This is a genomic window from Streptomyces sp. NPDC085460, from assembly GCF_044541975.1.
GTDB lineage: Bacteria > Actinomycetota > Actinomycetes > Streptomycetales > Streptomycetaceae > Streptomyces.
In genome coordinates this window covers 192,348-218,814 of record NZ_JBITTO010000007.1, presented here as the reverse complement: position 1 = coordinate 218,814, position 26,467 = coordinate 192,348, and the positions used below count along the sequence as shown (strand labels likewise).

Sequence of the window (26,467 nt, the reverse complement as noted above, 5' to 3'; positions counted from 1 at the left end):
GCCGTGATCGAGGCGCCGTGATCAAGGCGCCGTGATCAGGCGGTTCAGGCGGGTGGCCAGCCACGGCCTGCGGCCGCCGGCGCGCATCCGGCCCAGGGCGACCGCCTTCCAGACCGGCACGCGGCCGAAGGAGACGAGCAGGAACGCCACGGGGTCCGCCGTGATCCGGCAGTCGTACGGGCGCGGCGCCGGATCGCGGGTCACGGTCGCGGCGCCGTCCTCCACCACGACGGCGAGCCGCGGACCGCCCTTGAGTGCCAGGTCGAAGGCGATCCGTACCCCCTTCGCCCGCTCGGCTTCGAGGGCGAGCGGCATCATCGTCACCATCGCCTGCCCGATCACCAGGGACGCCTCCTCGGGCGCGAGGGCCCACGGCCGGCGGATGCCGCGCGCCATGTCGAGCCCGTGCACCAGGGTCTCGCTGAGCATCAGACCGGTCGCCGCCGCGAGCGGGACGGTCCGCCCGGGCCCGTACCAGGGCGCGGGCACGGGCGTGTCGGGCGCGAGTCCCGCCGAGTCCCGCAGGAAGGCCGCGCCCCGCTCGGCGAGGATCACGCCCAGCCGCTTCCGCTCCGCCCCGGCGACGAGCCCGACGGACAGCGCGTTCACGGCGGCGATGCGAGCGCCGAACGTCCCCTCCCTGACGGCCGGCAGGGCGTCCCAGTCGATGCGCCCGGCGGCCCCGCCGTGCCGTTCGCCGGGGACGGCCGTCCCGTACGCGAGGTACACGGCGGCGAGATGCGCCCCGACGTCCCCGACGGACCACACCGGCACCCCGGACGGGACCTCCAGGTCGCCGATCCCGCCGACCAGTTCGACCAGCCGCCCGATCGCGGCCTCCAGCAGGACCCGCGTCCGCTCATGCTCGGCCACCGGATCGAAAGCCGTGACTGCACCCATGCGCTTCCCCCAAGACTGTGGACGGGCCCGCACATTACCGCCCAGTAGCATCTGGCGACAGGGGCCGGACACGACCTCCCCCTCGGGCACGATGGTCCGCATGGAAGAACGGAACGGACCGGCGCACGCCGCGGACCGCCTGGTCGCCGCCGCGCGCGACGGTGACGCGGCGACGACGGAACGGCTCCTGCGCGCGGGCGCCGCGCCCGACGACCAGGGCGGCGGCCACGAGACGCCGCTGGAGGCGGCCGTGCGCCCTGGCCACGCCCCTGTGGTCGACCTGCTCCTCCGGGCCGGCGCGGATCCGGCGCAGCTCATCGGGGAGTACGGCGGCGACCAGACCCCGCTCACCGCGGCGTTGGGCTGGGGACACAGCGAGGTGGTGCGGCTCCTGCTCGTCGCCGGCGCGCCCACGGGCCCCCAGACCCGGTTCGGCTGGGTGCCCCTCGTCCACGCCGCCACCGCCACCCACGGCGATCCTTGCGCCCTGGTGGACCTGCTCCTGGAGTTCGGGGCGGACATCGAGGAAGGGCGGCATGGCATGACCCCGCTCGAATGGGCGGCCGGCATGCCCCGCCCCGAGGTCGTCCGCCACCTCCTCGCCCGTGGAGCCACCCCGACCCTCCGGGCCCGCGACCGGGCCGTGTGGTGGGGGGCCCGGCGTCAACCGGAGAAGCTCGCCGACTTCAAGGAGATCGTCGCCGCGCTGGCGGCAGCAGCCGCCGCCCAGGGGACGCCGCCGCTCGTCCGCTGACCCCGGTTCCCCGGACGGGCGGCCCTCCTCGGCCGGCTTCGGGCCCCGCGCCGGCCGTCCGCCGGCCGTGGTCAGTGGAGGGTGGGGCCGGACGGGCGGGTTTGTAGACTCGGCGTGTGACGTTCGTGGCCTGGATCAACCCCAACACCGACGAGGCCACCACCGCGATGATGGCCGCCATCGCCCGCCGTACCCTGCGTCCCGAGGACGGGCATGACGTCCGGGGCGTCACCGTCGCCGCGGGACCGCCGATGCTCGTCGACGAGGAGGCCCTGCGTGCGGCGGCGGGCCACGTCCTCGACGCGGCGGACCGCCTCCTCGCGGGAACCGGCGGCGACCGCGTGGCCGCGTTCGTCGTCAGCGCCTTCGGTGATCCGGGCGTCGAGGACCTCCGCGCCCGCGCCTCCGTCCCCGTCGTCGGCATCGCCGAGGCCGCCCTGCGCGAGGCCGGCGCGGACGGCCGCCGCTTCGGCATCGCCACCACCACCCCGGGACTCGCCGCCGCGATCGACGCCCGCGTCGCACGCCTCGGCCGGTCCGCCCGGTACACCGGCCTCCGCCTCACCGCCGGTGACCCCCGCCGACTGGCCGCGACGCCCGCCGAGATGACGGAGCGTCTGGCCGAGGCCGTCGACCGCTGCGTACGGGAGGACGGCGCGGAGGCGGTCGTCATCGGCGGCGGCCCCCTGGGCGAAGCCGCCGAGGCCCTCCGGCACCGCTTCCCGGTCCCGGTCATCGGCCCCGTTCCGGCCGCGGCCCGGGAGGTCCGCCGTCTGCTGACGTGACCCGGGCCGGGGTGTCGCCCGTGGGGGTGAGATGCGGGCCGCGCCCGTGACCCCGCCGGGGGAGGGCCGTTGCGGGGGCATGCGCATGACGTCGATGCTCGGCGTGGTCCTCACGGCCGTGTTCCTGGCGGCGGTCACCCGCGCCCCCGCCGCCCCCGGAGGGTTCGACCCGTGCGGCTACGAGGCCGCCGGCACGCTCCACCTCCGTACCGGCCCCGCTGCGACGCGCTCCTCCCCGGGCGTGCTGCGCGCCGGCGACGACGTCACGGTCCTGCGGGAGTCCGGCGACTGGTACCGGGTGCGTCTCGACGACCGCGCGCGAGAGGGCCTTCCCGCCGGTACGGAGGGCTGGGCCCCGAAGCGCGACGTCGAGCCGCTCCGCTGCGCGCGGGCGGACGGCTAGAGACCGTCCTGGCCCCGCTGCCCGGCCCGGCCGGAGTCACCGCGCGACACGCGGAACGACCCTCAGTCCTTGGTGGCCGGGGCGCCGGGGGCGCAGGAGAGCAGAGCGGCTTCCCGGGCCGGCTCGCTGTCGTCGAAGGCGGTCTGCGGCTGGCCGCAGTCGAGGACGCCCGAACCCTCGACGGTCCAGCTGGTGGCGCGGCCCGTCGAGGGCTCGCCGCCGGCGCAGGTGCGGCGGAAGGCGGCCGTGACCTCCTCCACGTAGGCGTACGTCACCAGGGTGCCCGGCCCCGAGCTGTTGGTGGTGTTGCCGTCGACGCGCGGTGCGGGCCGGCCCGCCTCGGAGAAGGCGGAGTCCTTGCCGGCGCCGCCGATGTGGGCGCCCAGCGAACGCAGCGCGGTCACCGGGTCGACCTTCGGGCCCGTCTCCGTCGTCGCCTCGGTGCGAGGGGTCTGGAGCCGCCGCAACGGCTGGGTGAGCATTCCGCCGTTCTTGCCGAACGTCTGCTTCTCGGCGACGCCCGTCAGGACGTCCCGCCGTACGACGTCGGACCACGCGTACGTGCCGGTGGCGCACTCCGCCGTGGGCGTCGCCGTCGGGTCGGGACGGGCCTGGTCGTCGGACGAGCAGGCGGCCGTGGTCGCGAGCAGCCCGGCGACGACGCACGCCGTCGCCCAGCCCTTCGTGTGCTTCATCATGGTGTTCCCCCGTAGCGCCATGGTCGATGGCGCTACCGACCCTGCCCGCCACCAACCGCCCCCCGCAAGAGACTTGAGCGGATCTTGAGCGAACCGCCGGCGGCCCGTCCCGGCGCGCTCACGCGAACGGGGCGGCGGCGAGCTGCTCCTCCAGCGCCGCGAGCGTCCGGTAGCAGGCCAGCACCTGGGCCACCGAGGAGTTCGGCTCCCGGCCCTCGCGGATCGCCGCCACGAACTCCCGGTCCTGGAGCTCGATGCCGTCCATCGACACGTCGACACCGCTCACGTCGATCGGCTCGTCCCTGCCGGTGAACAGGTCGTCGTAGCGGGCGAGGTACGTGCCGGTGTCGCCGATGTAGCGGAAGAACGTGCCCAGCGGGCCGTCGTTGTTGAACGACAGCGACAGCGTGCAGATGGCGCCGTTCGCCGCCCGCAGCTGGATCGACATGTCCATCGCGATGCCGAGCTCGGGGTGGACCGGGCCCTGCACCGCGTGGGCCTGCACGATCGGCGACCCCGTCTGGTAGGCGAACAGGTCGACGGTGTGCGCGGCGTGGTGCCACAGCAGGTGGTCGGTCCAGGAGCGCGGCTCCCCGAGCGCGTTGAGGTTCTTCCGGCGGAAGAAGTACGTCTGCACGTCCATCTGCTGGATGCCGAACTCGCCCGCCTCGATCCGCCGGCGCACCCACTGGTGGCTGGGGTTGAAGCGGCGGGTGTGACCCGCCATCGCGACCAGCCCGGTGCGCTCCTGCGCCGCCACGCACGCCTCGGCGTCGCCGAGCGAGTCGGCGAGCGGGATCTCGACCTGCACGTGCTTGCCGGCTTCGAGGCACGCCAGCGTCTGGGAGGCGTGCAGCTGGGTGGGGGTGGCGAGGACGACGGCGTCGATGTCGTCCATCGCCAGCACCTCGTCCAGCGTCGCGGCGGCGCGGCCCACGCCGTGCTCCGCGGCGAACTTCCGCGCCCGTTCGAGGCCGCTGCTCACGACGGCGGCCACCTCGACGCCCTCGATCCGCCGAAGTGCCGCCGCGTGCTTGGCGCCGAAGGCGCCGCCGCCGGCCAGGGCGATCCGCAGGGTCCGGTCGTCAGTCATGTCACTCCTTCACGGCGGGCTCTTCGGCCCGGGGACGGTTTTCCAGGATCAGGTGTCCGACGGCCGTGTTGGACGCCGGCACATGGTAGAAGCGGTGCTGGACGTCGACCTCGCCCGCGTCGTCGACGTCGCTCATCGCCCCGCGGGCGATCAGCCACATGACCAGCTCTATGCCCTCGGAGCCGGCCTCCTCGACGTACTCCAGGTGCGGCACCCCGGCCAGGCCGGCCGGGTCCTCGACCAGCCGGTCGAGGAAGGCGTTGTCCCACTCCCGGTTGATCAGGCCGGCGCGCGGGCCCTGGAGCTGGTGGCTCATGCCGCCGGTGCCCCACACCTGCACGGTGAGCGGCCGGTCGTACGACTCGATCGCCCTGCGAAGGGCCCGGCCGAGCGCGAAGCAGCGGGCCCCGGAGGGCACCGGGTACTGCACCACGTTCACATGGAACGGAATGACCTTGCACGGCCACGTCTCGACGTCGCCGAACATCAGCGACAGCGGGACGGTCAGCCCGTGGTCGACGGTCATCTCGTTGACGAGGGTGAGATCGAAGTCGTCCCGGATGAGGGAATGGGCGAGGTGCGCGGCCAGCTCGGGGTCGCCCTCGACGGGCGGCACCGGGCGGGGCCCGTACCCCTCGTCGGCGACGGGGAAGACGGCGCCGGTGCCGAGCACGAAGGTCGGGATCACCGACTGGTCGAAGGCGCTGGCGTGGTCGTTGTAGACCAGGAAGACCACGTCGGGGACGTTCTCCCGCGCCCACGCCCTGGAGAACTCGTACCCCTCGAAGACCGGCCGCCAGTAGGGCTCCTCGGTCCTGCCGTGGTCCATCGCCGCGCCGATCGCCGGGACGTGCGAGGTGAAGACGGCGCCGGTGATCGTGGCGTGCTCGGCCGGCGCGGCCGGGGCGTGCGCGGCTTCGAGCACCGCGTGGTCGATCCGGTTGCCGTCCACCGGCCGGCCGCCGCCCGCCATCATGGCGCGGTACTCCTCCTCGGTCATGCCGGTCATCGAGCCCGCCATCTGCTGGAAGGAGAACCCGAGCGTGGCGCCCCACTTGGCGAGGAAGTAGATGTTGCCGCCCTCGCGCATCGCCGCGTTCAGGTCGCGGTCGAGCAGGGCCCGCTTCTGCTCCTCGCGCAGCGGCCACGCGTCCAGGTAGGCGCGCTCGTCGGCGAGGTAGGCGGCACGGTTCTCCGCCGTCATCAGGGACATGCAGAACTGGTTGAGGTGGTAGCCCTTGGCCGACTGCTCGGCGTCGAAGATCGTCGTCCCCGGAACCAGTTTGTAGGTCTTGTCCAGCGCCATGCCGGAACTCCAATCGAGGGAGGGGGTCAGTCGGCCTCGGGCCAGTACAGGCGCGTCGGGTTGTCCACCAGGAGCCTGTGCCGGAGCTCCGGCGTCGGTGCGATGTGCGGGACGAAGTCGACGAGGAGGCCGTCGTCGGGCATGTGGTCGGTGAGGTTGGGATGCGGCCAGTCGGTGCCCCACAGCACCCGGTCGGGGAACTCCTCGACGACCCGCCGGGCGAACGGCACGACGTCGCGGTACGCCTCCCGCTCCCCGTCCAGGGCGGGCGGGCCGCTCACCGTCAGCCGCTCCGGACAGGTCACCTTGCACCAGATGTCGGTGCGGGCCCGCAGGAAGTCCAGGAACGCCTCGAAGTCCGGCCCGTCCGGATCCTTGGAGACGTCGGGACGGCCCATGTGGTCGACGACCAGGGGCACCGGGATCGACAGGAGGAAGTCCCGCAGGTCCGGCAGGTCGGCCGCCTCGAAGTAGACGACGACGTGCCAGCCGTACGGCGCGATCCGCTCGACGACGTCCAGGAGGTCCCGCCGCGGCGCCGCGTCCACCAGCCGTCTGACGAAGTTGAACCGCACGCCCCGGACCCCGGCCTCGTGCAGCTCCCGCACCTCGGCGTCGGTCACGCCGGGCCGCAGCGTCGCCACGCCCCTGGCCCGCCCGCCGGAGGCCCGCAGGGCGTCGACCATCGCACGGTTGTCGGCGCCGTGGCAGGTCGCCTGCACGATGACGTTGCGGGCGAAGCCGAGGCGGTCGCGGAGCGCGGACAACTCCTCCTTGGAGGCGTCGCACGGGGTGTACTTGCGCTCGGGGGCGTACGGGAAAGCGGCCCCGGGGCCGAAGACGTGGCAGTGCGCGTCGACGGCGCCCTCGGGGAGCCGGTACGCGGGCCGGGTCGGACCGGCGTACCAGTCCAGCCAGCCGGGGGTCTTGACGAACTCCGTGGTCATGCGTGCTCCTCAGTCCTCGTACCGCAGTCCGAGCTCGGCCAGCGGGCCGCGCATGCCGTACAGGTCGAGGCCGAGCCGGCCCGCCCGGAACTGGGCGCGCTTGCCCTCCTCCTTCGCCTCGCGGGCGGCCGAGGCGGCGGCCACCTCGGCGGCCCGCTCGCGCGGCACCACGACGACGCCGTCCGCGTCCGCGACGACGACGTCCCCGGGGCGTACGAGGGCGTTGCCGCAGACCACGGGCACGTTGACCGAGCCGAGGGTGGCCTTCACCGTGCCCTTGGCGTGCACCGCGCGGGAGAAGACGGGGAAGTCCATCCCCTCCAGGTCGGCGACGTCGCGGACGCCGCCGTCGATGACCAGGCCGGCGCAGCCGCGCGCCCGGAAGGAGGTGGCGAGCAGCTCGCCGAAGAAGCCGTCCTCGCTCTCCGTCGTACAGGCGGCGACGACGACGTCCCCGTCCCTGATCTGCTCGGCGGCGACGTGCAGCATCCAGTTGTCGCCGGGCTGGAGCAGCACGGTCACGGCCGTGCCGCACATCCGGGCCCCCGGGTAGACGGGGCGCAGGTAGGGGCGCATCAGCCCGGTCCGGCCCATCGCCTCGTGGACGGTGGCGACGCCGAACGAGGACAGCGCGGCGACGGCTTCCGGGTCGGCCCGGTCGATCCGGGTGCGGACGACGCCGATCTCGGTGTGTTCCATGGGTCCTTCTCCGTCCTGGGAGTCAGCGGCCGGCCGCGGCGAGGCGGGCGGCGAGTCGGGGGTAGACGCGCAGGGCGTTGCCGGCGTACACGGCGGCGCGCTCCTCGTCCGACAGGTGCGGGGTGGCGTCCACGTACCGCTTCGTGTCGTCGAAGTGGTGGCCGGTGCGCGGGTCGAGGTCGCGGACCGCGCCGATCATCTCGCTGGCGAAGAGGACGGACCGGCTGGGGACCACCCGGGTCAGCAGGTCGATGCCGGGCTGGTGGTAGACGCAGGTGTCGAAGAAGACGTTGTCGAGCAGCGCCTCCGGGTCCGGCCTGCCGAGCGCCATGGCCAGGCCCCGGAAGCGCCCCCAGTGGTACGGGACGGCGCCGCCGCCGTGCGGGACGACGAACCGCAGCGCGGGGAAGTCGGCGAACAGATCGCCCTGCACGAGCTGCATGAACGCCGTGGTGTCGGCGTTGAGATAGTGCGCGCCGGTGGTGTGGAACGCCGGATTGCACGAGGTGCTGACGTGGATCATCGCCGGGACGTCGTACGCGACCAGCGCCTCGTACAGCGGGTACCAGCTCCGGTCGGTCAGCGGCGGCGCCGTCCAGCGGCCGCCCGACGGGTCGGGGTTGAGGTTCACCGTGACCGCGCCCAGCTCCTCGACCGCGCGGGTCAGCTCGGGCAGGCAGGTGGCGGGGTCGACGCCGGGGGACTGCGGCAGCATCGCGCCCACGGCGAAGCGGCCGGGGTAGAGGCCGGCGACCCGGTGGACCAGGTCGTTGCAGATCCGCGCCCACCGCGAGGAGACGGCGAAGTCGCCGATGTGGTGGGCCATGAAGCTGGCACGCGGCGAGAAGACCGTGAGGTCGGTGCCGCGCTCGTCCATCAGCCGCAACTGGTTGGCCTCGATCGCGGCCCGCAGGTCGTCGTCGGTGATGTGCAGCTCGCCGGGGTCCGGGGCGGGGCCGCGGCCCTCGGCCGCCGCGATCTGCCGGTCGCGCCACTCCGCCAGCTGCGGCGGCGCGGTGGTGAAGTGACCGTGACAGTCGATGATCATGGGGAAGCCTCGTGGTCGTGCGGGTGGGTGGTCAGTGCTCGCGGGTGGGCCAGCCCGTGTACTGCTCGGCCAGGTAGGCGCGTCCGGCGCGCGTGCCGACCACGTTGTCCAGCTCGCCGAGCCGGAGCCGCAGGTCGAAGGCGGAGGCGCCCGGCGCGGTGTGCAGCAGCCCGGTCATCCAGGACGAGAAGTTCTGCGCCCGCCACACCCGCTGGAGGGCCCGCGGCTGGTACTCCTCCAGAGCGGCCTCGCCCGCTCCGGCGAGCGCCCGGACGAGGACGCCGGCCAGCACCTTCACGTCGTGCAAGGCCAGGTTGAGCCCCCGCGCGCCGGTCGGCGGCACCGTGTGCGCGGCGTCGCCGGCGAGCAGCAGGGAGCCCCAGCGCATCGGCTCCTGCACGAAGGAGCGGAACCGCAGCACCGTCCGCTCGGTGATCGGCCCCTCCTTCAGCCGGAAGCCGTCCTCCCCGGCGACCCGGGCCTGGAGCGTCTCCCAGATCCGGTCGTCCGGCCAGGCGTCGGGGGACTCGTCGGGGGAGCACTGGAAGTACATGCGCTGCACCGACTCGGTCCGTTGGCTGATCAGCGCGAAACCGTGCTCGGAGCGGGCGTAGACCAGCTCGGGCGCGCTCGGCGGCGCCTCGGCGAGGACGCCGAACCAGGCGAAGGGGTACTCCTTGCCGTACCGGGTCCGCCGGTCCTCCGGCACCAGGTCGCGGCACATGCTCCGCGACCCGTCCGCGCCGACGACGTACCGGGCGCGGATCTCGTGCCGGCCGCCGTCCGGCGCGGTGTAGCGGACCCGGGGGGCGTCGGTCGTGACGCCGGCGACCTCGGTGTCCCGGATCCCGAAGTGGACCGTCCCGCCGTCGCGGGCGCGGGCGTCCGCGAGGTCGGCGAAGACGTCGGTCTGCGGGTAGAGCCAGGTGGAGGCGCCGACGAGCTCCTTGAAGTCGACGCGGTACGGGCGTCCCGCCGACCGCACCTCGATGCCCTCGTGCTCGTGCCCCTCGCGCAGGACCCGGTCCGACACCCCCGTCTCGACCAGGTCCCGGGCCACGTCGGCCTCCAGGATCCCGGCCCGCTGGGTCGTCTCGATCTCGTGGCGGGTCCGGGTGTCGACGGCGACCGACTCCACCCCGGCGCGGCCGAGCAGATGCGCCAGCATGAGCCCGGCCGGGCCCGCCCCGACGATCGCGACCGGAACCGAGACGATCGAGTCGACGGGGGCGTCGGCCATGGCATCTCCCAAGCAGCTGTGGACGTTTCGAACGGTGAAGCGGTTCGAACGCTGCCAGCCTGCCCGGCCCCTGGTCTGCGCTGTTTCCGTCAGGCGGAAGCCGGTCCGGAACTCAGTCCGTCGTCCGGGTACGCCTGCCGAGCTCGTCGGAGATCCCGTACGCGGCCCGCAGCAGCGGCTCGCGCAGCCCGCGCGCCCCGCTCCCGCCCCGCGCCGTGATCACGATGCCCAGCGCGGCGCTCACCGGCCCCTTCCGCCCGATCCGCACCGGCGCGGCCACCGCCACCGTGCTCTCCGAGAGCTGCCGGTCACTGACGAAGACCTGCTCGCGCCGGATCCGGTCCAGCTGGGTCCGCAGCGTCCTCGGATCGGTGACCGTGTGCGGCGTCCACGCCCGCTGCGGAGCGCCCAGGACCTCCCCCTGGATGTCCGGCGGCGCGTACGCCAGGAGCACCCGCCCCATCCCCGTGGCCCCCACCGGGAACCGCGTCCCGACCCCCGTCAGGAGCTCCACCGACCGGTGCCCGGAGATCCGCTCCACGAAGACGAGCTCGGTGCCCTCCCGCACCGCGAGCTGGACGTTCTCGTGGGTCACCTCGTACAAGTCCTGCATGAACGGCAGCGCCACGTCCCGCAGGATCTGCGTCCGGGGGCAGCCCGCGGCGATCTCCCACAGCCGCAGCCCCACGTGCCACGACCCGTCCTCGCCCCGCTCCAGCGCCCCCCAGGCCGCCAGCTCGCTCACCACCCGGTGCGCGGTGCTCAGGGCCAGACCGGTGCGCTGGGCGATCTCGGATAGTGTCTGGGCGGGGTGCTCGCGGTCGAAGGCCGCGAGGACCTCCAGTACTTTTCCTGCCGCCGTGCTCCGGGTCGTGCTCACGCCGTCAGTCTCGCAGACGGGCGTCGAGCCCCCGGGCCGCGCGTGCCCCACCCCATCCCCATGACGTGAGGAGCCGACGTGCACCAGGAACTCAGGGGGCTGTCCTCGATGGCGACCCGGCCCCTGCTCGCCGAGCTCGGCGAGCACCTGCGGCGCGCCCACGGCACGCCCGTACGCTTCGACTCGGCCGGCGGCGTGGAGATCGCCCGCCGCGTCCGCGAGGGCGCGGAGGCGGACCTCCTCGTCCTCGCCGCCGGAGCCGTCACCGCCCTCGAACGGGAGGGCCGGCTCCGTCCCGGAACGGTCCGCCCGCTGTGGACCTCCCAGGTCGTCGCGGCGGTCCCCGACGGCGGCCCGGCCCCCGCCCTCGCCACCGTCGACGACCTCCGCACCGCCCTGACCTCCGCACGCGGCATCGCGTACTCCACCGGACCCAGCGGGACGGCCCTGATCGAGCTGCTCCACCGGCTCGGCCTCGCCGGCACCCTCGCCGACCGTCTCGTCCAGGCCCCGCCCGGCGTGCCCGCGGGCGACTTCCTCTCGTCCGGCCGCGCCGACCTCGCCTTCCAGCAGCACAGCGAGCTGAAGGACCTCCCCGGGGTCACCGTGGTCGGCCCCCTGCCCGGCGACACGGCCATCACCTCGACCTTCGCCGGCGGCGTCCTCACCACCGCCACCGACCCGGAGCGCGCCCTCGCCGCCCTCGGCCACCTCGCCTCCGGCGGGGCGTCGCGGCTCGCCGTCGCGCACGGCATGACGCCCGTGGGACCGGGCCCCAGGGACTGAAGCGGCTCGCGCGGCGCGGGGGCCGTCAGCCCGAGCGGTACACGCGCAGGCGGTCAGCCCGAGCGGTACACGCGCAGGCGGTCAGCCCGAGCGGTACACGCGCAGGCGGTCAGCCCGAGCGGTACACGCGCAGGTCGGACACCTCGAAGGACATCTCGTCCGTCCCCGGATCGGGAGCGGGGTGGTAACGACCCGCGCACACCGAGAGGTTGACGATCAGATACGCGTGCCAGGAGCGCCCCACCCCCCGCCCGTCCGCGAACACCCGGGCGCCGTTCACCCACCACACCACGGACCGCGCGCCGAACTCGGTCCGCAGCTCCACCCAGCCGCCGGGGCGCACGGCGGGGGAGCGGTGGTAGAGGTGGGTGCCCCGCACCCGGTTGGAGAGCTCCAGGAGGTCGGGGTTGTCCGGGTGGTACTCGAACACGTCGACCTCCTGCCCGCCGTCGCGCCACGTCCAGATCGCCGGCCAGGCCCCCGTCTCCTCCGGCAGCCTGACCCGCGCCTCCAGCACGTCACCGGCCCGCACCTCGAACGCCTCGGCGCTCCCCTCCGTGGTGAGGAGCCCGCTGTCCCAGAGACCGTCACGGCGGCGGCTCGCGCGGAACACCCCGGAACGGCTGTACGCGGGATCCTCCACCAGGTGGTCGAGCTTGTTGTCGAGCGGGTTGACCGGCCCACCGTCTGGATAGGCCCAGGACCGGCCGGCGACCCACTGCGCGGGCGACGCGAAGTCGGCGGTGAGGACGGGTTCGCCGGGGACTGACGACAGGGGCATGACGGCTCCTCACGGAACGCTGGGCGTGGCGTCGCCGCACGGACGGCGACGGTCTCCCCCATGGCTCCCCCGCTCCGCGCCACAGATGCGGAACCCACGGTTCCTTGGCGAGAACTCGTCACGGTCCGCGTCAGCCGAGGGGGGAACCGCCCGGCACGGGCGCCGGTGCCGACGCGGAGGCCGGCGTCGGCACGGGCGCCGGCGCGGAGGCGGGCACCGCTTCCGAGGACAGTCGCCAGAACTCGGCGTACCGGCCACCGAGCCGCAGGAGTTCGTCGTGGTCGCCCTCCTCGACGATCCGGCCGCCGTCGAGGAACACGATCCGGTCGGCGTCGCGGACGGTACGCATCCGGTGGGCCACCATCACCACGGTCCTGCCCCGCACCAGCCGCTCGACGCCGGCGTGGACGGCCGCCTCGCTCACCGGGTCGAGGGCGGACGTCACCTCGTCCAGGAGCACCATCGGCGCGTCCTTCAGCAGCGCGCGGGCGATCGACACGCGCTGGCGCTCACCGCCGGAGAGCCGGGTGCCGCCGTCGCCGACGGCCGTCGCCCAGCCGTCGGGCAGGCGCTCGACCACCTCGTCCAGCCGGGCGGCGGCCGCCGCGGCGCGCACCTCCTCGCCGGAGGCTCCGGGGCGGCCGAGGCGCACGTTCTCCTCGATGGTCCCGTCGAAGAGGTGGACGTCCTGGAAGACGACCGCGAACCGCGCCATCAACGCCTCCGCGCGCACGTCCCGGACGTCCGCGCCGCCGACCCGCACCACGCCCCCGTCCACGTCGTGGAAGCGCGCGAGCAGGTGCAGGAGGGTGCTCTTCCCGGCGCCCGACGGACCGACCACCGCCAGCCGCCGCCCCTCCGGCACGGTCAGCGACAGACCGTCGAGAACCGTCCGGCCGTCCCGGCGGAAGACCACCGACTCGAACTCGAGGCCGTGTCCGGCCGGTTCGACAGGATCGGCGGCCTGCGGCAGCGGCGCGGTCCGCAACACCGCGTCGAGCCGCACCAGTTCGCCGTGCGCGCCGCGCAGCCTCCCGCCGAGATCTGCCAGCGACAGCAGCGGATCCGCGCAGCGGGCGGTCAGGACCAGCACGGTCAGCAGCGCCGCCGCCCCGATCTCCCCGCCGAGCGCGAGGTACGCCCCCAGGGCCAGGACCGCGGTGAACACCGCCTGCACGGTGAGCGTCAGACCGACCGCCCCGGGGAGCGCGGCGAGCGTGGCACGGCGTGAGGCACGCCGGACGTCGTCGAGGGCGTCGTCCAGCAGCCGGAAGCGCTCCGCCGTGCGGCCCGCGGCGCGCAGCACCGGCTGGGCCTGGACGTACTCCACGACCCGGCCGGTCGCCTCGCGGTCGCGGACGGCCCGGTCGGCGTCCTGCGCCGCCGTCACGCGTCCGGTGAGCAGCTGGATCCCGGTCACCACCGGGGCGGCGGCCAGCAGGGCCAGGCCCAGCCGCCAGTCGAGCGCGAGGACCACGACGACGATCGTCAGGGGCGTCACGGCGGCGGAGACGGCCGGCGCCAGCAGGTGCGCGATCACGCTCATCGCCCGCAGCACGCCCTGTCCGGCCAGGGCGGACAGCTCGCCGACCCGGGCCGGCCCGTACCAGCCGACGGGGAGCCGGGCCAGATGGTCGCCGAGGCGGTGGTACACCCCGCGCAGCAGCGAGGTGCCGACGCGGAAGGCCGCCAGGTCGCCGAGGTAGCGCAGGACCGCGTAGCCGGCCACGGCCGCCCCGAAGGCGCCGAGCCAGGGCCGCGCGTCGGCCGGGGCGCCGTTGAGCAGCGCCCGCAGGACGGGCGCGAGGAGCGCGTACGACATGCCCTCGACGACGGCCGCCGCCGTCATCAGGGCGAGGGCGCGCAGCAGCGGGCGGCGGTGCTCCTCGCCCAGTACGCGCAGCAGGATCCGGATCATCGAGGTCGCCTCCTCGGCGGGTGCGGGTGCGGGTGCGGGTGCGGGTGCGGGTGCGGGTGGGACTGGGAGTGCGGGTGCCGGTGCGGGTGGGGGTCGTTCGGGTGGCGGCGGTGGTGCGGCGCGGTCACGGCCGCTCACCGCCCGCCGCGCGCGGGGTGGCCTGCCGGGCGTCCCACAGCCGGGCGAACCCGCCGCCCGCGGCGAGGAGTTCGGCCGGGGTGCCGTGCTCGGCGATCACCCCGTCCTCCAGTACCGCGACCAGATCCGCCCCGGCGGCGGTCTCCAGGCGGTGCGCGACGACCAGCACCGTCCGGTCCTCCCGCAGGGCGTCCAGGGTCCGGCGTACGGCCCGTTCGGTGTGCGGGTCGGCGAACGAGGTGGCCTCGTCCAGGACCAGGACGGGGGTGTCGGCGAGCAGCGCGCGGGCCAGCGCGATCCGCTGCGCCTCGCCGCCCGACAGCCGGGCGTCCTCGCCGATCACCGAGTCGTACCCGCGGGGCAGCCGGACCACGCGGTCGTGGACGTACGCGAGCCGCGCGGCACGCTCGACGGCCTCCCGGCCGGCCTCCGGCACGGCCAGCGCGATGTTGTCCGCGACCGAGGCGCGCACCAGGCGGACGTCCTGGAAGACGAAGGCGACGCGCCGGTAGAGCTCGCGGTCGGCCAGGTCGCGCAGGTCGACACCGCCGAGCAGGACCGCGCCGCCCGTCGGGTCGGCGAACCGGGGAAGGAGCCGGACGAGCGTGGACTTGCCGGCCCCCGACGCGCCCACGAGCGCGGTGACGGTCCCCGGCCGCAGGACCAGGTCGACCCCGCGCAGCACCTCGGTCCGGCCGGACCGGTGGGACGGTTCGGGCTGCCCGCCGGACGGGTGGGACGGCTCGGGCCCGCCGGTCCGGTGGGACGCTTCGGGCCCGCCGGTGTCGTACGCGAAGCGGACGCCGCGCAGCTCGACCAGGTGGCCGTCCGGCACCGCCGGGGCCGCGGGTTCGGGCAGCGGCGGCACCGCGAGGACCTCGCGGATCCGGCCGACGGCGCGGCGGGCGGCCTGCACCTCGTCGAAGCCGTGTCCGAGCGCCGCCACCGGGGCGGTGAGACCGAGGCCGAGGAGCAGGAAGGGCAGCAGATCGGCCGGCTCGGTCCCGCCGCCGGCGATCAGGGCCGCGCCGCCGCACACCACGGTCAGCAGGACGAACGGGGGCGAGAGGAGCAGCTGCATCCCGGCCGCGACCGGGGAGATGCCGTGCACCCAGCGGCGGAAGACGGAGACGAAGTCGTCGGCGGCGGTACGGAACCGGTGGTGGGCGCGTTCGCCGCCGCCGAACGCCTTCACCACGGCGATGCCCTGGACGAACTCGACGACCGAGACGGCGATCCGCGCCATCGCCGAGTCGAATGCGGCCTGTTCGCGGAGCCGGGCCGGGGTCATCATCAGGGGCACCAGCGCGACCGCGGCGAGCACCGGGGCGAGCGTGATCAGCGTGAGCCGCCAGTCGACGGTGAGGAGGTAGCCGAGGGAGACCGCCGGGACGACGAAGGCCGAGGTCAGCTCGCCGGGCGTATGGGCGATGAGCGGGTGTACGGCGCCGACGTCGTCGCCCACCACCTTGGCCAGCTCGCCGCTGGGATGCCGGGCGATCCAGGCGAGCGGCACCCGTCCCAGCCGTGCGGCGAGGGCCCGGCGCAGCGCCAACTGGACGTTCCCGTCGAGGAGATGGCCGATCCCGGCCGCGGTGGCGGTGAGCACCAGCTTCACGAACAGGCCGACCGCGCCGGCGACCACGAGGAACCGCACGCGCCCGGGATCGACCGGTCCGGGCGCGAGCAGGGTCCGGCCGAGCTCCACGACCGCGAGCAGCGGGGCCAGTCCGGCGACGGCGCCGGCGACCTGGAGGGCGGCCACGGCGGCCAGTCCCCGGGCGTACGGCCGCAGCAGCCGCGCCGGCGGCCGTAGAGCGGGATCCTCCGCCGCACTCGCCCCGGTCGCCGGACTCTCCTCGGTCGACTCGCTGATGGACACACCCATGTTCGCCCCCGTCGGTCAGTGGAACAGCCCGCGATTCTTACGTCGTAAGGCTGCGATGCGGGGCGACGCTATACTTACGGCGTAAGAATCGTCAATCGTGGGGAACGACCGAACCGGCCCGGAGCGAGGGCCGGTCGGCCGGAGGAAGGAGGCGCCGTGGCCGCCAACAGGGCCCGCGGGCAGCGGGCGGGGCTCAGCCGTCAGGACGTCCTCGGGGCGGCCCTGAAGCTCGTCGACAGGGAGGGCCTGAACGCCCTGTCGATGCGCCGGCTCGGCGCGGAACTGGGCGTGGAGGCGATGACCCTCTACCACCACGTCCCGAACAAGACCGCCCTGCTCGACGGCATGATCGAGCAGGTCGTCGCCGAGGCGGTCCCCCCGGACTTCGGCGCCGCGACCTGGCGCCAGGACCTGAGCGCCTACGCCCACGCCCTGGCCGCCGCCCTCGCCGCCCACCCCCACACGGTGCCCCTGCTGCTCTCCCGCCCGGCGGTGACCCCCCGTAACCTGCGCACCCTGGACGCCGTCGTGGGCATGCTCCACGAGGCGGGCTTCCCGCTGCCGAGGACCCTCGACGTCCTCTACTCGCTCACCGGCTTCGTCGTCGGCCACGCCGCCGCCCAGGCGGGTCGTGTCGACGACGCGGGCATCATGACCGCCCTGGACGAGGACGCGTACCCCCGCCTGGTGGCCGCCGCCAGGGCCGCCGGCGACGACCGGGCCGACAGCCGCTTCACCTTCGCCCTGAACGCCCTCCTCTCCGGCTTCGAGGCCGAACTCGCCACCTGACCCGGCGAGGGAAGATCCCGCGCCGGGTCAGGGGCTTGGGGCTGGGGCTGGGGCAGGAAGGGTCCGGGCTCAGTCCCGTACGAGGCAGAAGGGGTGACCCGCCGGATCCGCGAGGACACACCAGCCGCGCTCGGCGCCGCCGCCGTCGAGGACGGTGGCGCCGCTCGCGACGGCCCGCGCCCGCGCCTCGTCGAGGTCCTCGACGCCCAGGTCGAGGTGGAACTGCTGGGGGTGGGCCGGGTCGGGCCAGCGCGGCGGGCGGTGGTCCGTCACGCGCTGGAACGCCAGCACCAGGCCGCCGTCGGTGTGGAGGGTCGACCAGTCGTCGTCGAGGGACCAGCGGGGATCCGGGCGGTCCACCGCCCCGCCCAGGAGCGCTTGGTAGAACCGGGCGAGCTCCCGGACGTCCGGACAGTCCAGCACGACGCATTGCACAGTGGCGATCATGCCGAGAGCGTAGGCCGCCGGGCAGCCGGGTGCGCCCCTCCCGTGGGGAAGGGGCGCACCCGGCTGTGGTGTCAGTGATGGTGTGCTGCGGGCGGGGTTTCGGGGGCGTCGGCGGGCTTGGGGCCCAGGTGGTTGAAGGCGAGGTTGAGCAGGACGGCGACGACGCAGCCGGTGCTGATGCCGGAGTCGAGGACGATCCGGGCGCCTTCGGGGAAGGCGTGGTAGAAGTTCGGCGCGGCGATGGGGATGATGCCGGCGCCGAGGGAGATGGCGACGATGAGGACGTTGTCGCCGCGTTCGAGGGCGGCTCCGGCGAGGGTCTGGATGCCGCTGGCGGCGACGGTTCCGAAGAGGGCGATGCCGACTCCGCCGAGGACGGGCTGTGGGATGAGCGCGACCACGGAGGCGAGGAGCGGGCAGAGGCCGAGCAGGAGGAGGATGCCGCCGGCGGCGGCGACGACGAAGCGGCTGCGGACCTTGGTGATCGCGACCAGGCCGACGTTCTGGGCGAAGGCGCTGGCGGCGAAGCCGTTGAAGAGGGGGCTGAGGGCGGTGCCGAGGCCGTCGGCGCGGAGGGCGGCGGCGAGGGTCTTCTCGTCGGCCGGCCGCTCGACGATCTCGCCGAGGGCGAGGACGTCGGCGGTGGACTCGGTCATCGACACGAGCATCACGATGCACATGGAGATGATCGCCGCGGCCGCGAACTGCGGGGCGCCGAAGTGGAACGGGGTGGGGAATCCGATGATGTCGGCGTCGCCGACGGCGCTGAAGTCGGCGACGCCCAGCGGCAGGGACAGGAGCGTGCCGGCGACGAGTCCCAGCAGGATGGATATCTGCTTGAGGAATCCCGTCAGGAGCCGGCGCAGGACCACGGTGATCAGGAGGGTGGCGGTGGCGAGGCCGATGTACGTGAGGCTGCCGTAGTCCTGTGCCTGCGGGTTGCCGCCCTGGGACCAGTTGAAGGCGACGGGCAGCAGGGAGACGCCGATGAGGGTGATGACGGTGCCGGTGACGACGGGCGGGAAGAAGCGGATCAGCTTGCAGAAGAAGGGGGCGAGGAAGAACCCGAAGACGCCGGCGACGATCACGGCGCCGTAGATGACGGGCAGGGCGTCCTCGGGGCCTTCGGCCTTCGCGATGGCGAGCATGGGGGCGACGCCGGCGAAGGAGACGCCGTTGACGAACGGGAGCCGGGCTCCGACCTTCCAGAAGCCGAGCGTCTGGAGGAGCGTGGCGATGCCCGAGGTGAACAGGCTGGCGCTCATCAGGAACGCGATGTCGGCGGTGGAAAGACCGACGCCGATGCCGACGACCAGCGGGGGCGCGACGACGCCGGCGTACATGGCGGCGACGTGCTGCAGACCGGCGCTGAAGAGCTTCAGCGGGGGCAGCATCTGATCGACGGGGTGGGTGGCGTCGGGTCTCGCCTTGGTGTCGGGGGTGCCGGGGGTGTCAGGGGGTGAGGCGGTCCCGGGCTCGGGCTTCGTGGGGTCCGGGGCGGGGTGGGTCTCGGGCATGGGGTACCTCCTGGCCGCGGCGCTCCCGGGGGAACGCGGGCAGCCCTAGGGGAGAGCCGGCGTCGGGGACGCGCGGCTCTGCGGGTGCGGGGTGGTACGGGGAAGGACGCGGCGTCGAGGGCGCGGCGGGAGGGCCGTCGATCCTGCGGGGGGCCGTGGCCGGAGAGCGGGGAGTGAAGAAGGCCAGGGGTCGTCAGGAAGGGGATTCGTGTCCCTGGGATTCCTGTGGTGCCCTCGGCCGGCGCCGCGCATCCGTCCGTGATGCGGGGTCACTCCGTCCGGCGAAGTCGCAACAGTTCCTCACGGTGCGGCCCGGGTGTCAAGGGGTGGGACGGCTCGGGTCGTCGGCGGGATTCAGCGCCTCGCGGAGGTGCTGCCAGAGGTGTCGGTCGATGTGTTCGAGGAAGTCCGCCGCCCGTGCCTCGGCCCGGGCGGCCTGGTGGACGGGACCGCCCGTCGCGCCCTCCCGGTGCTGATAGGCGCGGTGGAGGCGTTCGAGGGCGTGGTGCAGGAGGGCGGGGTCGAGCGGCACGATCCGGGTGAGGGGGCCGACGTAGGGGGGCCACCAGGTCGTGACGGCTTCCCGGAGGAGGACGCGGAGCTGGGCGGACTTGCCGCAGGCGGCGACGAAGCAGGGCGGCGGCGGACAGAGGGTCCTGAGGAGGGCCTGGGTCTGGGCGGGTGTGCCCCGCCAGTGGTTGCGGCGTTCCGCCTGCTCCCACTGGCCGCGGGTGATGCCGAGCGCGGCCGCCGTCTCGTTCACGGTGAGTCCGGCGACCGTGCGGCACTGGGCGAGCGTGGTGGCTTCTCCGACGAGGTCGGCCGGGGAGCACCAGAGGGCGGCCGCGAGGGCTTTGACGTGGTCGTTCTCGGGTGCGATGGTGCCGGCTTCCCAGGCGTGGACGAGATCGGGGTGCACGGGCGAGCCGCAGTAGGCGGCGACGGCCCAGGCGACCTGGCCGGTCGTCAGGCCGAGTTGTCGGCGGATCGCCGCGGCGCGGGCCGGGGCGAAGGGAGGCAGGGCGTACGGGTCGTCTGCGGGTGGCATAGCGGGACACCGTAGGGACCCGAGGGGGTTCCGGCCAAGGGCCGGGTGTTTCGGATCGGGGGGCCCGCGGGGGTCGGGGCGGCGGGTTCGTCCGATGACCCCAGTGTGCGGCTCCCCGTTGACCTTGTGCTTTGCGGCCGCTGCCGTGCGAGGACGGAGGGATCGGAGGGGCGACGACTGGTGTTTCCTCCAGACTTCGGCGAGAACTGGCGCGGCTTCTTGGGGGAGTTGACGAGGGAGGGGCCGGGTCATAAAGTCCCGACCGTCCACAGCGGAAAACTTCTTCCGCACTGCGGAATGACCGGTCGCTGTCGCCCACCCCATGCGGCACGTCCGGGCGACCGCACCCCGGTTCGGGCCGTCCCCCGGCGCCGGTCACCCCCGCCCGCACGCCCACGGCATCCCTGCCCGAGGGCCGTGTCCCTAGGACCCGCCTTGCGCTCCCGCGCCGCTGCTCACAAGCCGTCCACCCCTCCGCATCCGGTCGACGAGATCCTTCCCGCCCGCCGCCTGCTGCCCGCCGCGCTCCAGCACGTGGCGAGCATGTACGCCGGCCTGACCGCTCCACCGCTGATCATCGGCGGCGCACTGGGGCTGACCCCCGCCCAGCTCTCGGCCCTGCTCGCCGCCACCCTGCTGGTCGCCGGCCTGGGCACGATCGCCCAGACCCTCGGCGTCTTCGGAGTCGGCGCCCGGCTGCCCCTGGTCAACGGGGTGTCCTTCGCCGTGGTCTCGCCGGCCCTCGCCACCGCCGCCGCCCAAGGGCGCGACGACGCGCTCCCCGCGATCTTCGGTGCCACGCTCGTGGCCGGGGTCCTCTGCCTCGCGTTCGCCCCCGTCTTCTGTCGGCCGGTCAGGTTCTTCCCGCCCGTCGTCAGCGGTTGCGTCATCACCCTTGTCGGCCTCTCCCTGCTGCCGGTGTCCGGCACCTGGGCCCGGGGCGGCGACCCCGGAGCACCCGGCTACGGTTCCCCCGCGAACCTCGCCCTGGCGGCGACGACCCTCGCGATCACCCTGGCCGTCCACCGCCTGCTCTCCGGCCGGTTCCTCGGCCGCGTCGCCATCCTGATCGGGATGCTGGCCGGCACGCTGATCGCCGTCCCTCTGGGCAAGGTCGACCTCGACGCCCTCACCCAGGCACCGCTGTTCGCCCTGCCCACGCCCTTCGCCTTCGGCGCACTGCAGTTCGTGCCCACGGTGATCGCCACGGCCGTCGTCGTCATGCTCGTGTCCATGACGGAGTCCACCGCCGCGCTGCTGGCGCTGGGCGCGGTGACCGAGCGCCCGACCCAGGACCGGACCCTCGCCGGAAGCCTCCGCGCCCTCGGACTGGCCACGGCCGTCGGCGGCGTCCTCGGTGCGTTCACCAGCACGGCGTACGCCCAGAACGTGGGCCTGGTCGCGCTCAGCCGGATCCGCAGCCGCTACGTCGTCACGCTCTGCGGCGCCATCCTCGTCCTGATGGGCTTCGTCCCCGTCCTGGGATCGCTCGTCGCCCTCGTCCCCCTGCCCGTACTCGGCGGCGCGGGCGTGGTCTTCTTCGGCTCCGTCGCCGTCGCGGGCCTCCGCACGCTGGCGAAGGCCGCGCTCGGCACCGGCCACAACGCCCTGATCGTCTCGGTGAGTCTCGCCTTCGGCCTCTTCCCCGTCCTCGACCCGGGCTTCTACGACCGCCTCCCCGCGCCCGTGGCGACCGTCCTCGGCTCCGGCATCACCGCCGGCTGCCTGGTCGCGGTCCTCCTCAACTACCTCCTGAACCACCTGGGTCGCGGCACGGAGGCGGATTCGGACGCGATCCCCGCCGAACAGGTGGCAGCCCTCGACGGCACGCCCCCTGCCGACTGGTCCCCTTTCACGCCCTCCCCGCGCACCGCCACCCACCATGGCCCGCAGGGCACGGCCCACCCCGCCCCCGCCATCACCTGGCCCTACATGACGGGCCCGGCCGACGACGCGGGCGCCCCGTCGGCCCGGGTCACCCCTGGTCCGCCTCCTCCCGCGCCGCGTCCTGGGCGGCCATGACCTCGTCGCCGTACTCGTGGGCCCAGGCGCCTAAGGCTTCGATGGGCGGGAGCAACGTACGGCCCAGGGCGGTGAGTTCGTACTCCACGTGGGGTGGTGATCCGGGATGGGCCCGGCGGTCGATCAGCCCGTTGAAACGCAGCCTGCGCAGGGCCTCGTTGAGGACCTTGGAGCTGATGCCGCCGATCCGCTCCCGCAGTTCGACGGGGCGTAGAGGGCCGTCGCGCAGGGACCACAGCACCACCGAGTTCCAGGTGGGGGACAGGAGGTCGAAGGCGAGCCGCGCGCGGCAGTCGGCGAGGAAAGGGTCGGTCGTCGTCACGTACCGAATGGTGCCTGAGCCGCGCTCTAGCGTCGTCCCGTACGGATCAAGTCGACGAGAGGCGGCACGAGATGAGAATCGGCGTACTGGGAACGGGCAACATGGCCGACGCCCTCGCCACCCACTGGGCGCGGGCCGGGCACCGCGTGACCATCGGTGGCCGGGACGCGGGCAGGGCGGCGGAGTTGGCGCGGAGCGTCGGCTCCGGCACGGAGTCCGGCAGCCTGAGCGCCGCCGCCGCGGCCGGTGACGTGGTGCTCGCCGCGCTGCCCTTCGCGGCGGGAGCGGACGTCGTACGGGGCGTGCGTACGGAGCTGGAGGGCAAGGCGCTGCTCGACTGCTCCAATCCGGTCGGCGCGGGCTTCCGCCTCCTGACGGACGGCGGGCCGTCAGCGGCGCGGCGCCTGGCGGCGGCGGCACCCGGGGCGCACGTGGTGAAGGCGTTCAACCTCTGCCACGAGGACGTCTGGCGCATGCGGCCGCCCGTGTTCGACGGCCGCCCGCTGGCCGTCCCCGTCTGCGGGGACGACGAGACGGCCCTCGGGCTCGTCCGCACCCTGGTCCGCGACGCGGGCTGCCTCCCCGTCTCCGGCGGCGGCCTCGAACGCGCCGCCCTGCTGGAGGCGACCGCCGCGCTCTACATCGGCCTCTGGGTCGGCGAGGGCGCCGACGCCCAGGCGATCGCACCCCCACTGGCCTTCGCGACCGGCCCGGGCGACCGGTAGCGGCCGGCCCGGGCGACCGGTGGAGGCCGGCCCGGCGACCGGGCAGCGGCCGGCCCCGGCCACCCGTGAGCGGCCGCCCCCGGCCACCCGTGAGCGGCCGCCCCCGGGTGGCCGGGAGGCGGCCGACGTGGTCAGGCCGGGTCGTCCGGGACCCGGAGGGAGTCGAGCCAGCCCAGGAGGCGGGTGCCTTCGCGGGTCATGACGTCCGGGTCGCGCAGGGCGTTGGCCAGGAGCGACATGCCCTGGTAGCCGGAGACGAGGGTGAGGGCCAGGCCCTCGGGGTCGGGCAGGCCCAGGGCGCGGAACTGGTCGGCGGCCCAGTCCAGCAGCCGCCGGACCACCGCGCCGACCTCGGCGTCCAGGGTGCCGTCCGCGCGCTTGTCGAGCTCGACCGCGAGCGTCCCGGTCGGGCAGCCGCGGCGCGCGGCGGTGTCGCGCTGGGCGATCCACCCCTCGATCAGCGCCTTCAGGCGTGCCCGAGGGTCCTCGAACTCCTCCAGGCGCGCGGTGAGTTCGTCCAGGTGCGCGCCGTGCGCGGCGAGCGCGGCCCGGACGAGCTCGTCCTTGGTCTTGAAGTAGTAGTAGACGTTCCCGACCGGGACGTCGGCCTCGCGCGCGATGTCGGCGAGCGTGGTGCGCTCCACGCCCTGCTCGTGCAGGACCACGGCCGCCGCGGCCGTGAGCCGCCGGCGCTTCTGGGACGCCTGCTCCCGCCGATTCACTGAGTTGGTCACCCAACTGACTATAGACAACCCCGGGTCGCCGCGTGCTACGGTCACGCCCATCAAGTGAGTCAGTCAGCTAACTAACTACTGTGAGGGTACGGGATGATCACCGTGACGGGTGCGACCGGCAACATCGGCAGGACGCTCGTGGAACTGCTCACCGGGGCGGGGGAGGAGGTCGTCGCCGTCTCGCGGCACGCCCGGCCCGCCGAGCCCGTACGGCCGTCGGACGGAGTCCGGTGGATCCAGGCCGACATGGGCACGGTGGCGGGACTGCGGTCCGCCGCCGAGGGCGCCCGCGCCCTCTTCCTCCTCCTCGGCGGAGAGCTCAACAGCCACGGCGAGGCCGCCACCGCCCTCCTCGACGGCCTGAAGGACACCGGGGTCGAGCGGATCGTCCTCGTCTCCTCGCAGGTCAGCGCCACCAGGCCCACGGCCCGTTCGCACGCCCGGCTGCGGGAGTTCGAGGCGGCCGTCCGCGCCTCCGGGCGGGACACCACCGTCCTGCGCCCCGGCGGCTTCGCGTCCAACGCCTTCGCCTGGGCCGAGACGGTGCGCACCCGGCGCACGGTCCACGCGCCGTTCGGGGACGTGGCCCTGCCGGTCGTCGACCCGGCGGACATCGCCGCCGTCGCGGCGGCCGCGCTGCGCGAGGACGGACACGCGGGCCGCACGTACGAACTGACCGGACCCGAGGCGATCAGCCCCCGCCGGCAGACCGAGATCCTCGCGGAGGCCCTGGGCGAGGAGGTCGCCTTCGCGGAACTGACCCGCGACGAGGCCCGCACCCACCTCGCGCGGTTCATGCCGGAGGACGTCGTGACCGGCACCCTCGACGTCCTCGGCCTCCCGCTCCCGGAGGAGCGGCGGGTCAGCCCCGACGTGGCGGCCGTCCTCGGCCGCCCGGCCGCCCCCTTCGGCGCCTGGGTGGCGCGCAACCTGCCGGCCTTCCGGTAGCGGCCGGGACCTCAGCCGTCGTCGACCCCCGTACGACGACGGCTGAAGTCCATGACCTCATCCGGTCGGCCCTCCGCCGGCGCTCGTCGCGCCGGCCGTCGCCGTCGTGCCGGTGCGCAGCGAGTCCGCGAGGTAGCCCGGCAGGTCGGGGGTGGCGGGCGCGAGCATGTGGCGGATCCAGGCGGTGCGTTCGTGCTCCAGCGGGGCCAGCTCCCAGACGCAGCCGATCCAGGACCGGTCGCGGGCGGTGCCCGTGAGGCGGACGAAGTGCGTGGGGTCGGTGTCGGGGCAGTCGAGCGCGGGCTGACCGGCGGCGGCCTCGGCGAAGTGGAGCACGTTGTCCCACGCCCAGCTGTAGACGTTGAGGTACGCCCCCGTGTCGCCGCCCCGGTGGAGCACCACGAAGCTCGCGGCGGGCGTGCCGTCCGGCGGCGGCAGCAGCTCGGGGAGCAGGACGTGGGCCGCCTTCTCCACCTCCGGTGCGATGCCGGCCGGGTCGGACGTGACGTGATAGCGCTTGATGTGCCGGCCGCCGATCTCGACGGGCTCCGGCACGAAGAGGTTCTTCTCCGCGAAAGCCATGGCTGGACTGTAGGAGCCCTTCACTGACACCGTGTGTCAGTGAAGTCCAGCCGTCTTCTGTCGATCCTGCTCCTCCTGGAGACCCGCGGCCGGATGACCGCCGGTGAGCTCGCCGACGAACTGGAGGTCTCCGTCCGCACCGTCTACCGGGACGTCGAGGCGCTGCACGCCGCCGGCGTGCCGCTGTACGGCGACGCCGGGCACCGCGGCGGCTACCGGCTGCTCGCCGGACACCGCTCCCGGCTCACCGGCCTGTACGCGCGCGAGGCCGAGGCGCTCGTCCTCGCCGGGCTGCCCGTCGCCGCCGACGAACTCGGGCTCGGCGGCCACTTCGCCGACGCCCAGCTGAAACTGCGCGCCGCCCTGCCCGCCCCGCTGCGCGAGCACGTCGACCGGCTCCGCACCCGCTTCCACATCGACGCGCCTGGCTGGTACGCGGAGTCCACGGAAGCGCCGTTCCTGCCGGAGGTCGCCGAGGCCGTCCGCGCCGGCCGGGTGCTCGCCGTGAGCTACCGGCGGTGGCGGGAGCCGGCCGAGGTCGACCGCAGGCTCGCCCCGTACGGCCTGGTGCTCAAGGCGGGCCGCTGGTACCTGGTCGCCGGCCCCGGCCCGCGTACGTACCGGGTCGACCAGATCATCTCCCTCACCGTCACCGACGAGGAGGCGCCCCTCCCGCCCGGCTTCGACCTCGCCGCGCACTGGAGGGAGAGCCAGCGGGACTTCCACGCCCGGCTCCACCAGGGCGAGGCCGTCGTACGGATCTCCCCGCTCGGTGCCGGCCGGCTCACCGGCGCCGCCGCCCGCGCCCTCGCGGAGAACGGCGTCCCCGAACCCGACGGCTGGACCCGCGCCACCCTGCCCGTCGAGAGCACCGACCACGCCCACGCCACCTTCCTCGCCCTCGGCGCCGAGGTGGAGGTCCTCGCCCCGGCGGAGCTGCGGGCGCGGATCGCCGCCACCGTCCGCACTTTGGCGGAGCGTTACGCCTGAACGATCCCCCCCCGCACGCCCCGCGGCCGGAACCCGCTTGCGCTTCCCCGCGCACCGGCGCCAAGGTCGTCGTCCGACC

At 74.5% G+C, this 26,467-nt stretch carries 27 protein-coding genes; 9 read left to right on the top strand and 18 right to left on the bottom strand.

Features of this window, described 5'->3' with window-relative positions; all coding sequences use genetic code 11:
- Positions 1-21 precede the first annotated feature (21 nt).
- The gene (locus ACIGHB_RS19875; RefSeq protein ID WP_399914675.1) at positions 22-900 is read right to left on the bottom strand and encodes a maleylpyruvate isomerase N-terminal domain-containing protein; all 879 of its coding nucleotides are present in this window, start codon (positions 898-900) and stop codon (positions 22-24) included.
- Between the two features lie 100 nt (positions 901-1,000).
- Here ACIGHB_RS19875 and ACIGHB_RS19870 point away from each other — a divergent pair, with 100 nt between their 5' ends.
- From ACIGHB_RS19870 to ACIGHB_RS19860, 3 genes are all read left to right on the top strand, one after another.
- Positions 1,001-1,654 carry an ankyrin repeat domain-containing protein gene (locus tag ACIGHB_RS19870; protein WP_399914673.1) on the top strand — a complete coding sequence of 218 codons (654 nt, stop codon included), beginning with the start codon at positions 1,001-1,003 and terminating at the stop codon, positions 1,652-1,654.
- A 116-nt stretch (positions 1,655-1,770) separates the two neighbouring features.
- Positions 1,771-2,439 carry an aspartate/glutamate racemase family protein gene (locus ACIGHB_RS19865; RefSeq protein ID WP_399914671.1) on the top strand — a complete coding sequence of 223 codons (669 nt, stop codon included), beginning with the start codon at positions 1,771-1,773 and terminating at the stop codon, positions 2,437-2,439.
- Between the two features lie 85 nt (positions 2,440-2,524).
- Complete coding sequence (locus ACIGHB_RS19860; protein ID WP_360317202.1) at positions 2,525-2,842, top strand: SH3 domain-containing protein; 318 nt, start codon at positions 2,525-2,527, stop codon at positions 2,840-2,842.
- 62 nt (positions 2,843-2,904) lie between these two features.
- Here the strand turns inward: ACIGHB_RS19860 and ACIGHB_RS19855 are convergent, their stop codons facing one another.
- The 8 genes from ACIGHB_RS19855 to ACIGHB_RS19820 form a co-directional block, all read right to left on the bottom strand.
- Complete coding sequence (locus ACIGHB_RS19855; protein WP_399914669.1) at positions 2,905-3,540, bottom strand: hypothetical protein; 636 nt, start codon at positions 3,538-3,540, stop codon at positions 2,905-2,907.
- Positions 3,541-3,658: 118 nt separating this feature from the next.
- Positions 3,659-4,633: a Gfo/Idh/MocA family oxidoreductase gene (locus ACIGHB_RS19850; protein ID WP_399914667.1), complete on the bottom strand. Its 975-nt coding sequence runs from the start codon at positions 4,631-4,633 to the stop codon at positions 3,659-3,661.
- A gap of 1 nt (position 4,634) precedes the next feature.
- Positions 4,635-5,939 (bottom strand): protocatechuate 4,5-dioxygenase subunit alpha, encoded by a 1,305-nt coding sequence (gene ligA, locus ACIGHB_RS19845; RefSeq protein WP_399914665.1) that lies wholly within the window; start codon positions 5,937-5,939, stop codon positions 4,635-4,637.
- A 26-nt stretch (positions 5,940-5,965) separates the two neighbouring features.
- A complete protein-coding gene (locus tag ACIGHB_RS19840; protein WP_399914663.1) occupies positions 5,966-6,886 on the bottom strand; it encodes an amidohydrolase family protein in 921 nt (306 codons plus the stop codon).
- Between the two features lie 9 nt (positions 6,887-6,895).
- A complete protein-coding gene (ligK, locus tag ACIGHB_RS19835) occupies positions 6,896-7,585 on the bottom strand; it encodes a 4-carboxy-4-hydroxy-2-oxoadipate aldolase/oxaloacetate decarboxylase (RefSeq protein ID WP_399914661.1) in 690 nt (229 codons plus the stop codon).
- 22 nt (positions 7,586-7,607) lie between these two features.
- The gene (locus ACIGHB_RS19830; protein WP_399914660.1) at positions 7,608-8,633 is read right to left on the bottom strand and encodes an amidohydrolase family protein; all 1,026 of its coding nucleotides are present in this window, start codon (positions 8,631-8,633) and stop codon (positions 7,608-7,610) included.
- Between the two features lie 31 nt (positions 8,634-8,664).
- Positions 8,665-9,873, bottom strand: coding sequence for a 4-hydroxybenzoate 3-monooxygenase (locus tag ACIGHB_RS19825; RefSeq protein WP_399914658.1), 1,209 nt, complete (start codon positions 9,871-9,873; stop codon positions 8,665-8,667).
- 112 nt (positions 9,874-9,985) lie between these two features.
- The gene (locus ACIGHB_RS19820) at positions 9,986-10,753 is read right to left on the bottom strand and encodes an IclR family transcriptional regulator (RefSeq protein ID WP_399914656.1); all 768 of its coding nucleotides are present in this window, start codon (positions 10,751-10,753) and stop codon (positions 9,986-9,988) included.
- 78 nt (positions 10,754-10,831) lie between these two features.
- Here ACIGHB_RS19820 and ACIGHB_RS19815 point away from each other — a divergent pair, with 78 nt between their 5' ends.
- A complete protein-coding gene (locus ACIGHB_RS19815) occupies positions 10,832-11,539 on the top strand; it encodes a substrate-binding domain-containing protein (RefSeq protein ID WP_399914654.1) in 708 nt (235 codons plus the stop codon).
- 109 nt (positions 11,540-11,648) lie between these two features.
- Here the strand turns inward: ACIGHB_RS19815 and ACIGHB_RS19810 are convergent, their stop codons facing one another.
- The 3 genes from ACIGHB_RS19810 to ACIGHB_RS19800 all read right to left on the bottom strand — a co-directional run bounded on the left by ACIGHB_RS19810 (position 11,649) and on the right by ACIGHB_RS19800 (position 16,264).
- Positions 11,649-12,320 carry a beta-glucanase gene (locus tag ACIGHB_RS19810; protein ID WP_399914652.1) on the bottom strand — a complete coding sequence of 224 codons (672 nt, stop codon included), beginning with the start codon at positions 12,318-12,320 and terminating at the stop codon, positions 11,649-11,651.
- A 130-nt stretch (positions 12,321-12,450) separates the two neighbouring features.
- Entirely contained in the window at positions 12,451-14,238 is a 1,788-nt protein-coding gene (locus ACIGHB_RS19805; RefSeq protein WP_399914650.1) for an ATP-binding cassette domain-containing protein, read from the bottom strand.
- Positions 14,239-14,362: 124 nt separating this feature from the next.
- Complete coding sequence (locus tag ACIGHB_RS19800; protein WP_399914649.1) at positions 14,363-16,264, bottom strand: ABC transporter ATP-binding protein; 1,902 nt, start codon at positions 16,262-16,264, stop codon at positions 14,363-14,365.
- A 156-nt stretch (positions 16,265-16,420) separates the two neighbouring features.
- Between ACIGHB_RS19800 and ACIGHB_RS19795 the strand changes: the two genes are divergently transcribed.
- Complete coding sequence (locus tag ACIGHB_RS19795; protein ID WP_360317235.1) at positions 16,421-17,053, top strand: TetR/AcrR family transcriptional regulator C-terminal domain-containing protein; 633 nt, start codon at positions 16,421-16,423, stop codon at positions 17,051-17,053.
- A 69-nt stretch (positions 17,054-17,122) separates the two neighbouring features.
- On the opposite strand, the gene ACIGHB_RS19790 is transcribed toward ACIGHB_RS19795, so the two are convergent.
- The 3 genes from ACIGHB_RS19790 to ACIGHB_RS19780 form a co-directional block, all read right to left on the bottom strand.
- Positions 17,123-17,500, bottom strand: a complete 378-nt coding sequence (locus tag ACIGHB_RS19790) for a VOC family protein (RefSeq protein ID WP_399914646.1) — start codon at positions 17,498-17,500, stop codon at positions 17,123-17,125.
- A 71-nt stretch (positions 17,501-17,571) separates the two neighbouring features.
- The gene (locus ACIGHB_RS19785; RefSeq protein ID WP_399914644.1) at positions 17,572-19,017 is read right to left on the bottom strand and encodes a nucleobase:cation symporter-2 family protein; all 1,446 of its coding nucleotides are present in this window, start codon (positions 19,015-19,017) and stop codon (positions 17,572-17,574) included.
- 319 nt (positions 19,018-19,336) lie between these two features.
- A complete protein-coding gene (locus tag ACIGHB_RS19780) occupies positions 19,337-20,065 on the bottom strand; it encodes an XRE family transcriptional regulator (protein WP_399914642.1) in 729 nt (242 codons plus the stop codon).
- A gap of 435 nt (positions 20,066-20,500) precedes the next feature.
- On the opposite strand from ACIGHB_RS19780, the gene ACIGHB_RS19775 reads away from it, so the two are divergent.
- Positions 20,501-22,087: a nucleobase:cation symporter-2 family protein gene (locus tag ACIGHB_RS19775; protein WP_399914640.1), complete on the top strand. Its 1,587-nt coding sequence runs from the start codon at positions 20,501-20,503 to the stop codon at positions 22,085-22,087.
- Here the strand turns inward: ACIGHB_RS19775 and ACIGHB_RS19770 are convergent.
- Positions 22,041-22,409, bottom strand: a complete 369-nt coding sequence (locus ACIGHB_RS19770; protein WP_399914638.1) for a winged helix-turn-helix transcriptional regulator — start codon at positions 22,407-22,409, stop codon at positions 22,041-22,043. The genes ACIGHB_RS19775 and ACIGHB_RS19770 overlap by 47 nt on opposite strands.
- Positions 22,410-22,480: 71 nt before the next feature.
- Between ACIGHB_RS19770 and ACIGHB_RS19765 the strand changes: the two genes are divergently transcribed.
- Positions 22,481-23,134 (top strand): NADPH-dependent F420 reductase, encoded by a 654-nt coding sequence (locus ACIGHB_RS19765; protein ID WP_399914636.1) that lies wholly within the window; start codon positions 22,481-22,483, stop codon positions 23,132-23,134.
- Positions 23,135-23,265: 131 nt separating this feature from the next.
- On the opposite strand, the gene ACIGHB_RS19760 is transcribed toward ACIGHB_RS19765, so the two are convergent.
- Positions 23,266-23,856, bottom strand: coding sequence for a TetR/AcrR family transcriptional regulator (locus ACIGHB_RS19760; RefSeq protein ID WP_399915026.1), 591 nt, complete (start codon positions 23,854-23,856; stop codon positions 23,266-23,268).
- A gap of 105 nt (positions 23,857-23,961) precedes the next feature.
- Between ACIGHB_RS19760 and ACIGHB_RS19755 the strand changes: the two genes are divergently transcribed.
- Complete coding sequence (locus ACIGHB_RS19755; RefSeq protein WP_399914635.1) at positions 23,962-24,816, top strand: SDR family oxidoreductase; 855 nt, start codon at positions 23,962-23,964, stop codon at positions 24,814-24,816.
- A gap of 57 nt (positions 24,817-24,873) precedes the next feature.
- Here ACIGHB_RS19755 and ACIGHB_RS19750 read toward each other — a convergent pair whose 3' ends face one another.
- Positions 24,874-25,398, bottom strand: coding sequence for a hypothetical protein (locus ACIGHB_RS19750; protein ID WP_399914633.1), 525 nt, complete (start codon positions 25,396-25,398; stop codon positions 24,874-24,876).
- Between the two features lie 39 nt (positions 25,399-25,437).
- Between ACIGHB_RS19750 and ACIGHB_RS19745 the strand changes: the two genes are divergently transcribed.
- Complete coding sequence (locus ACIGHB_RS19745) at positions 25,438-26,388, top strand: helix-turn-helix transcriptional regulator (RefSeq protein ID WP_399914631.1); 951 nt, start codon at positions 25,438-25,440, stop codon at positions 26,386-26,388.
- Positions 26,389-26,467 lie beyond the last annotated feature (79 nt).

Excerpts from the sequence above, each read along its gene's own strand:
- ACIGHB_RS19875 (WP_399914675.1), bottom strand. The coding sequence starts at position 900 with ATGGGTGCAGTCACGGCTTTCGATCCGGTGGCCGAGCATGAGCGGACG.
- ACIGHB_RS19870 (WP_399914673.1), top strand. The coding sequence starts at position 1,001 with ATGGAAGAACGGAACGGACCGGCGCACGCCGCGGACCGCCTGGTCGCC.
- ACIGHB_RS19860 (WP_360317202.1), top strand. The coding sequence starts at position 2,525 with ATGACGTCGATGCTCGGCGTGGTCCTCACGGCCGTGTTCCTGGCGGCG.
- ACIGHB_RS19855 (WP_399914669.1), bottom strand. The coding sequence starts at position 3,540 with ATGATGAAGCACACGAAGGGCTGGGCGACGGCGTGCGTCGTCGCCGGG.
- ACIGHB_RS19850 (WP_399914667.1), bottom strand. The coding sequence starts at position 4,633 with ATGACTGACGACCGGACCCTGCGGATCGCCCTGGCCGGCGGCGGCGCC.
- ligA (WP_399914665.1), bottom strand. The coding sequence starts at position 5,939 with ATGGCGCTGGACAAGACCTACAAACTGGTTCCGGGGACGACGATCTTC.
- ACIGHB_RS19840 (WP_399914663.1), bottom strand. The coding sequence starts at position 6,886 with ATGACCACGGAGTTCGTCAAGACCCCCGGCTGGCTGGACTGGTACGCC.
- ligK (WP_399914661.1), bottom strand. The coding sequence starts at position 7,585 with ATGGAACACACCGAGATCGGCGTCGTCCGCACCCGGATCGACCGGGCC.
- ACIGHB_RS19830 (WP_399914660.1), bottom strand. The coding sequence starts at position 8,633 with ATGATCATCGACTGTCACGGTCACTTCACCACCGCGCCGCCGCAGCTG.
- ACIGHB_RS19825 (WP_399914658.1), bottom strand. The coding sequence starts at position 9,873 with ATGGCCGACGCCCCCGTCGACTCGATCGTCTCGGTTCCGGTCGCGATC.
- ACIGHB_RS19810 (WP_399914652.1), bottom strand. The coding sequence starts at position 12,320 with ATGCCCCTGTCGTCAGTCCCCGGCGAACCCGTCCTCACCGCCGACTTC.
- ACIGHB_RS19805 (WP_399914650.1), bottom strand. The coding sequence starts at position 14,238 with ATGATCCGGATCCTGCTGCGCGTACTGGGCGAGGAGCACCGCCGCCCG.
- ACIGHB_RS19800 (WP_399914649.1), bottom strand. The coding sequence starts at position 16,264 with ATGGGTGTGTCCATCAGCGAGTCGACCGAGGAGAGTCCGGCGACCGGG.
- ACIGHB_RS19790 (WP_399914646.1), bottom strand. The coding sequence starts at position 17,500 with ATGATCGCCACTGTGCAATGCGTCGTGCTGGACTGTCCGGACGTCCGG.
- ACIGHB_RS19785 (WP_399914644.1), bottom strand. The coding sequence starts at position 19,017 with ATGCCCGAGACCCACCCCGCCCCGGACCCCACGAAGCCCGAGCCCGGG.
- ACIGHB_RS19780 (WP_399914642.1), bottom strand. The coding sequence starts at position 20,065 with ATGCCACCCGCAGACGACCCGTACGCCCTGCCTCCCTTCGCCCCGGCC.
- ACIGHB_RS19765 (WP_399914636.1), top strand. The coding sequence starts at position 22,481 with ATGAGAATCGGCGTACTGGGAACGGGCAACATGGCCGACGCCCTCGCC.
- ACIGHB_RS19755 (WP_399914635.1), top strand. The coding sequence starts at position 23,962 with ATGATCACCGTGACGGGTGCGACCGGCAACATCGGCAGGACGCTCGTG.
- ACIGHB_RS19750 (WP_399914633.1), bottom strand. The coding sequence starts at position 25,398 with ATGGCTTTCGCGGAGAAGAACCTCTTCGTGCCGGAGCCCGTCGAGATC.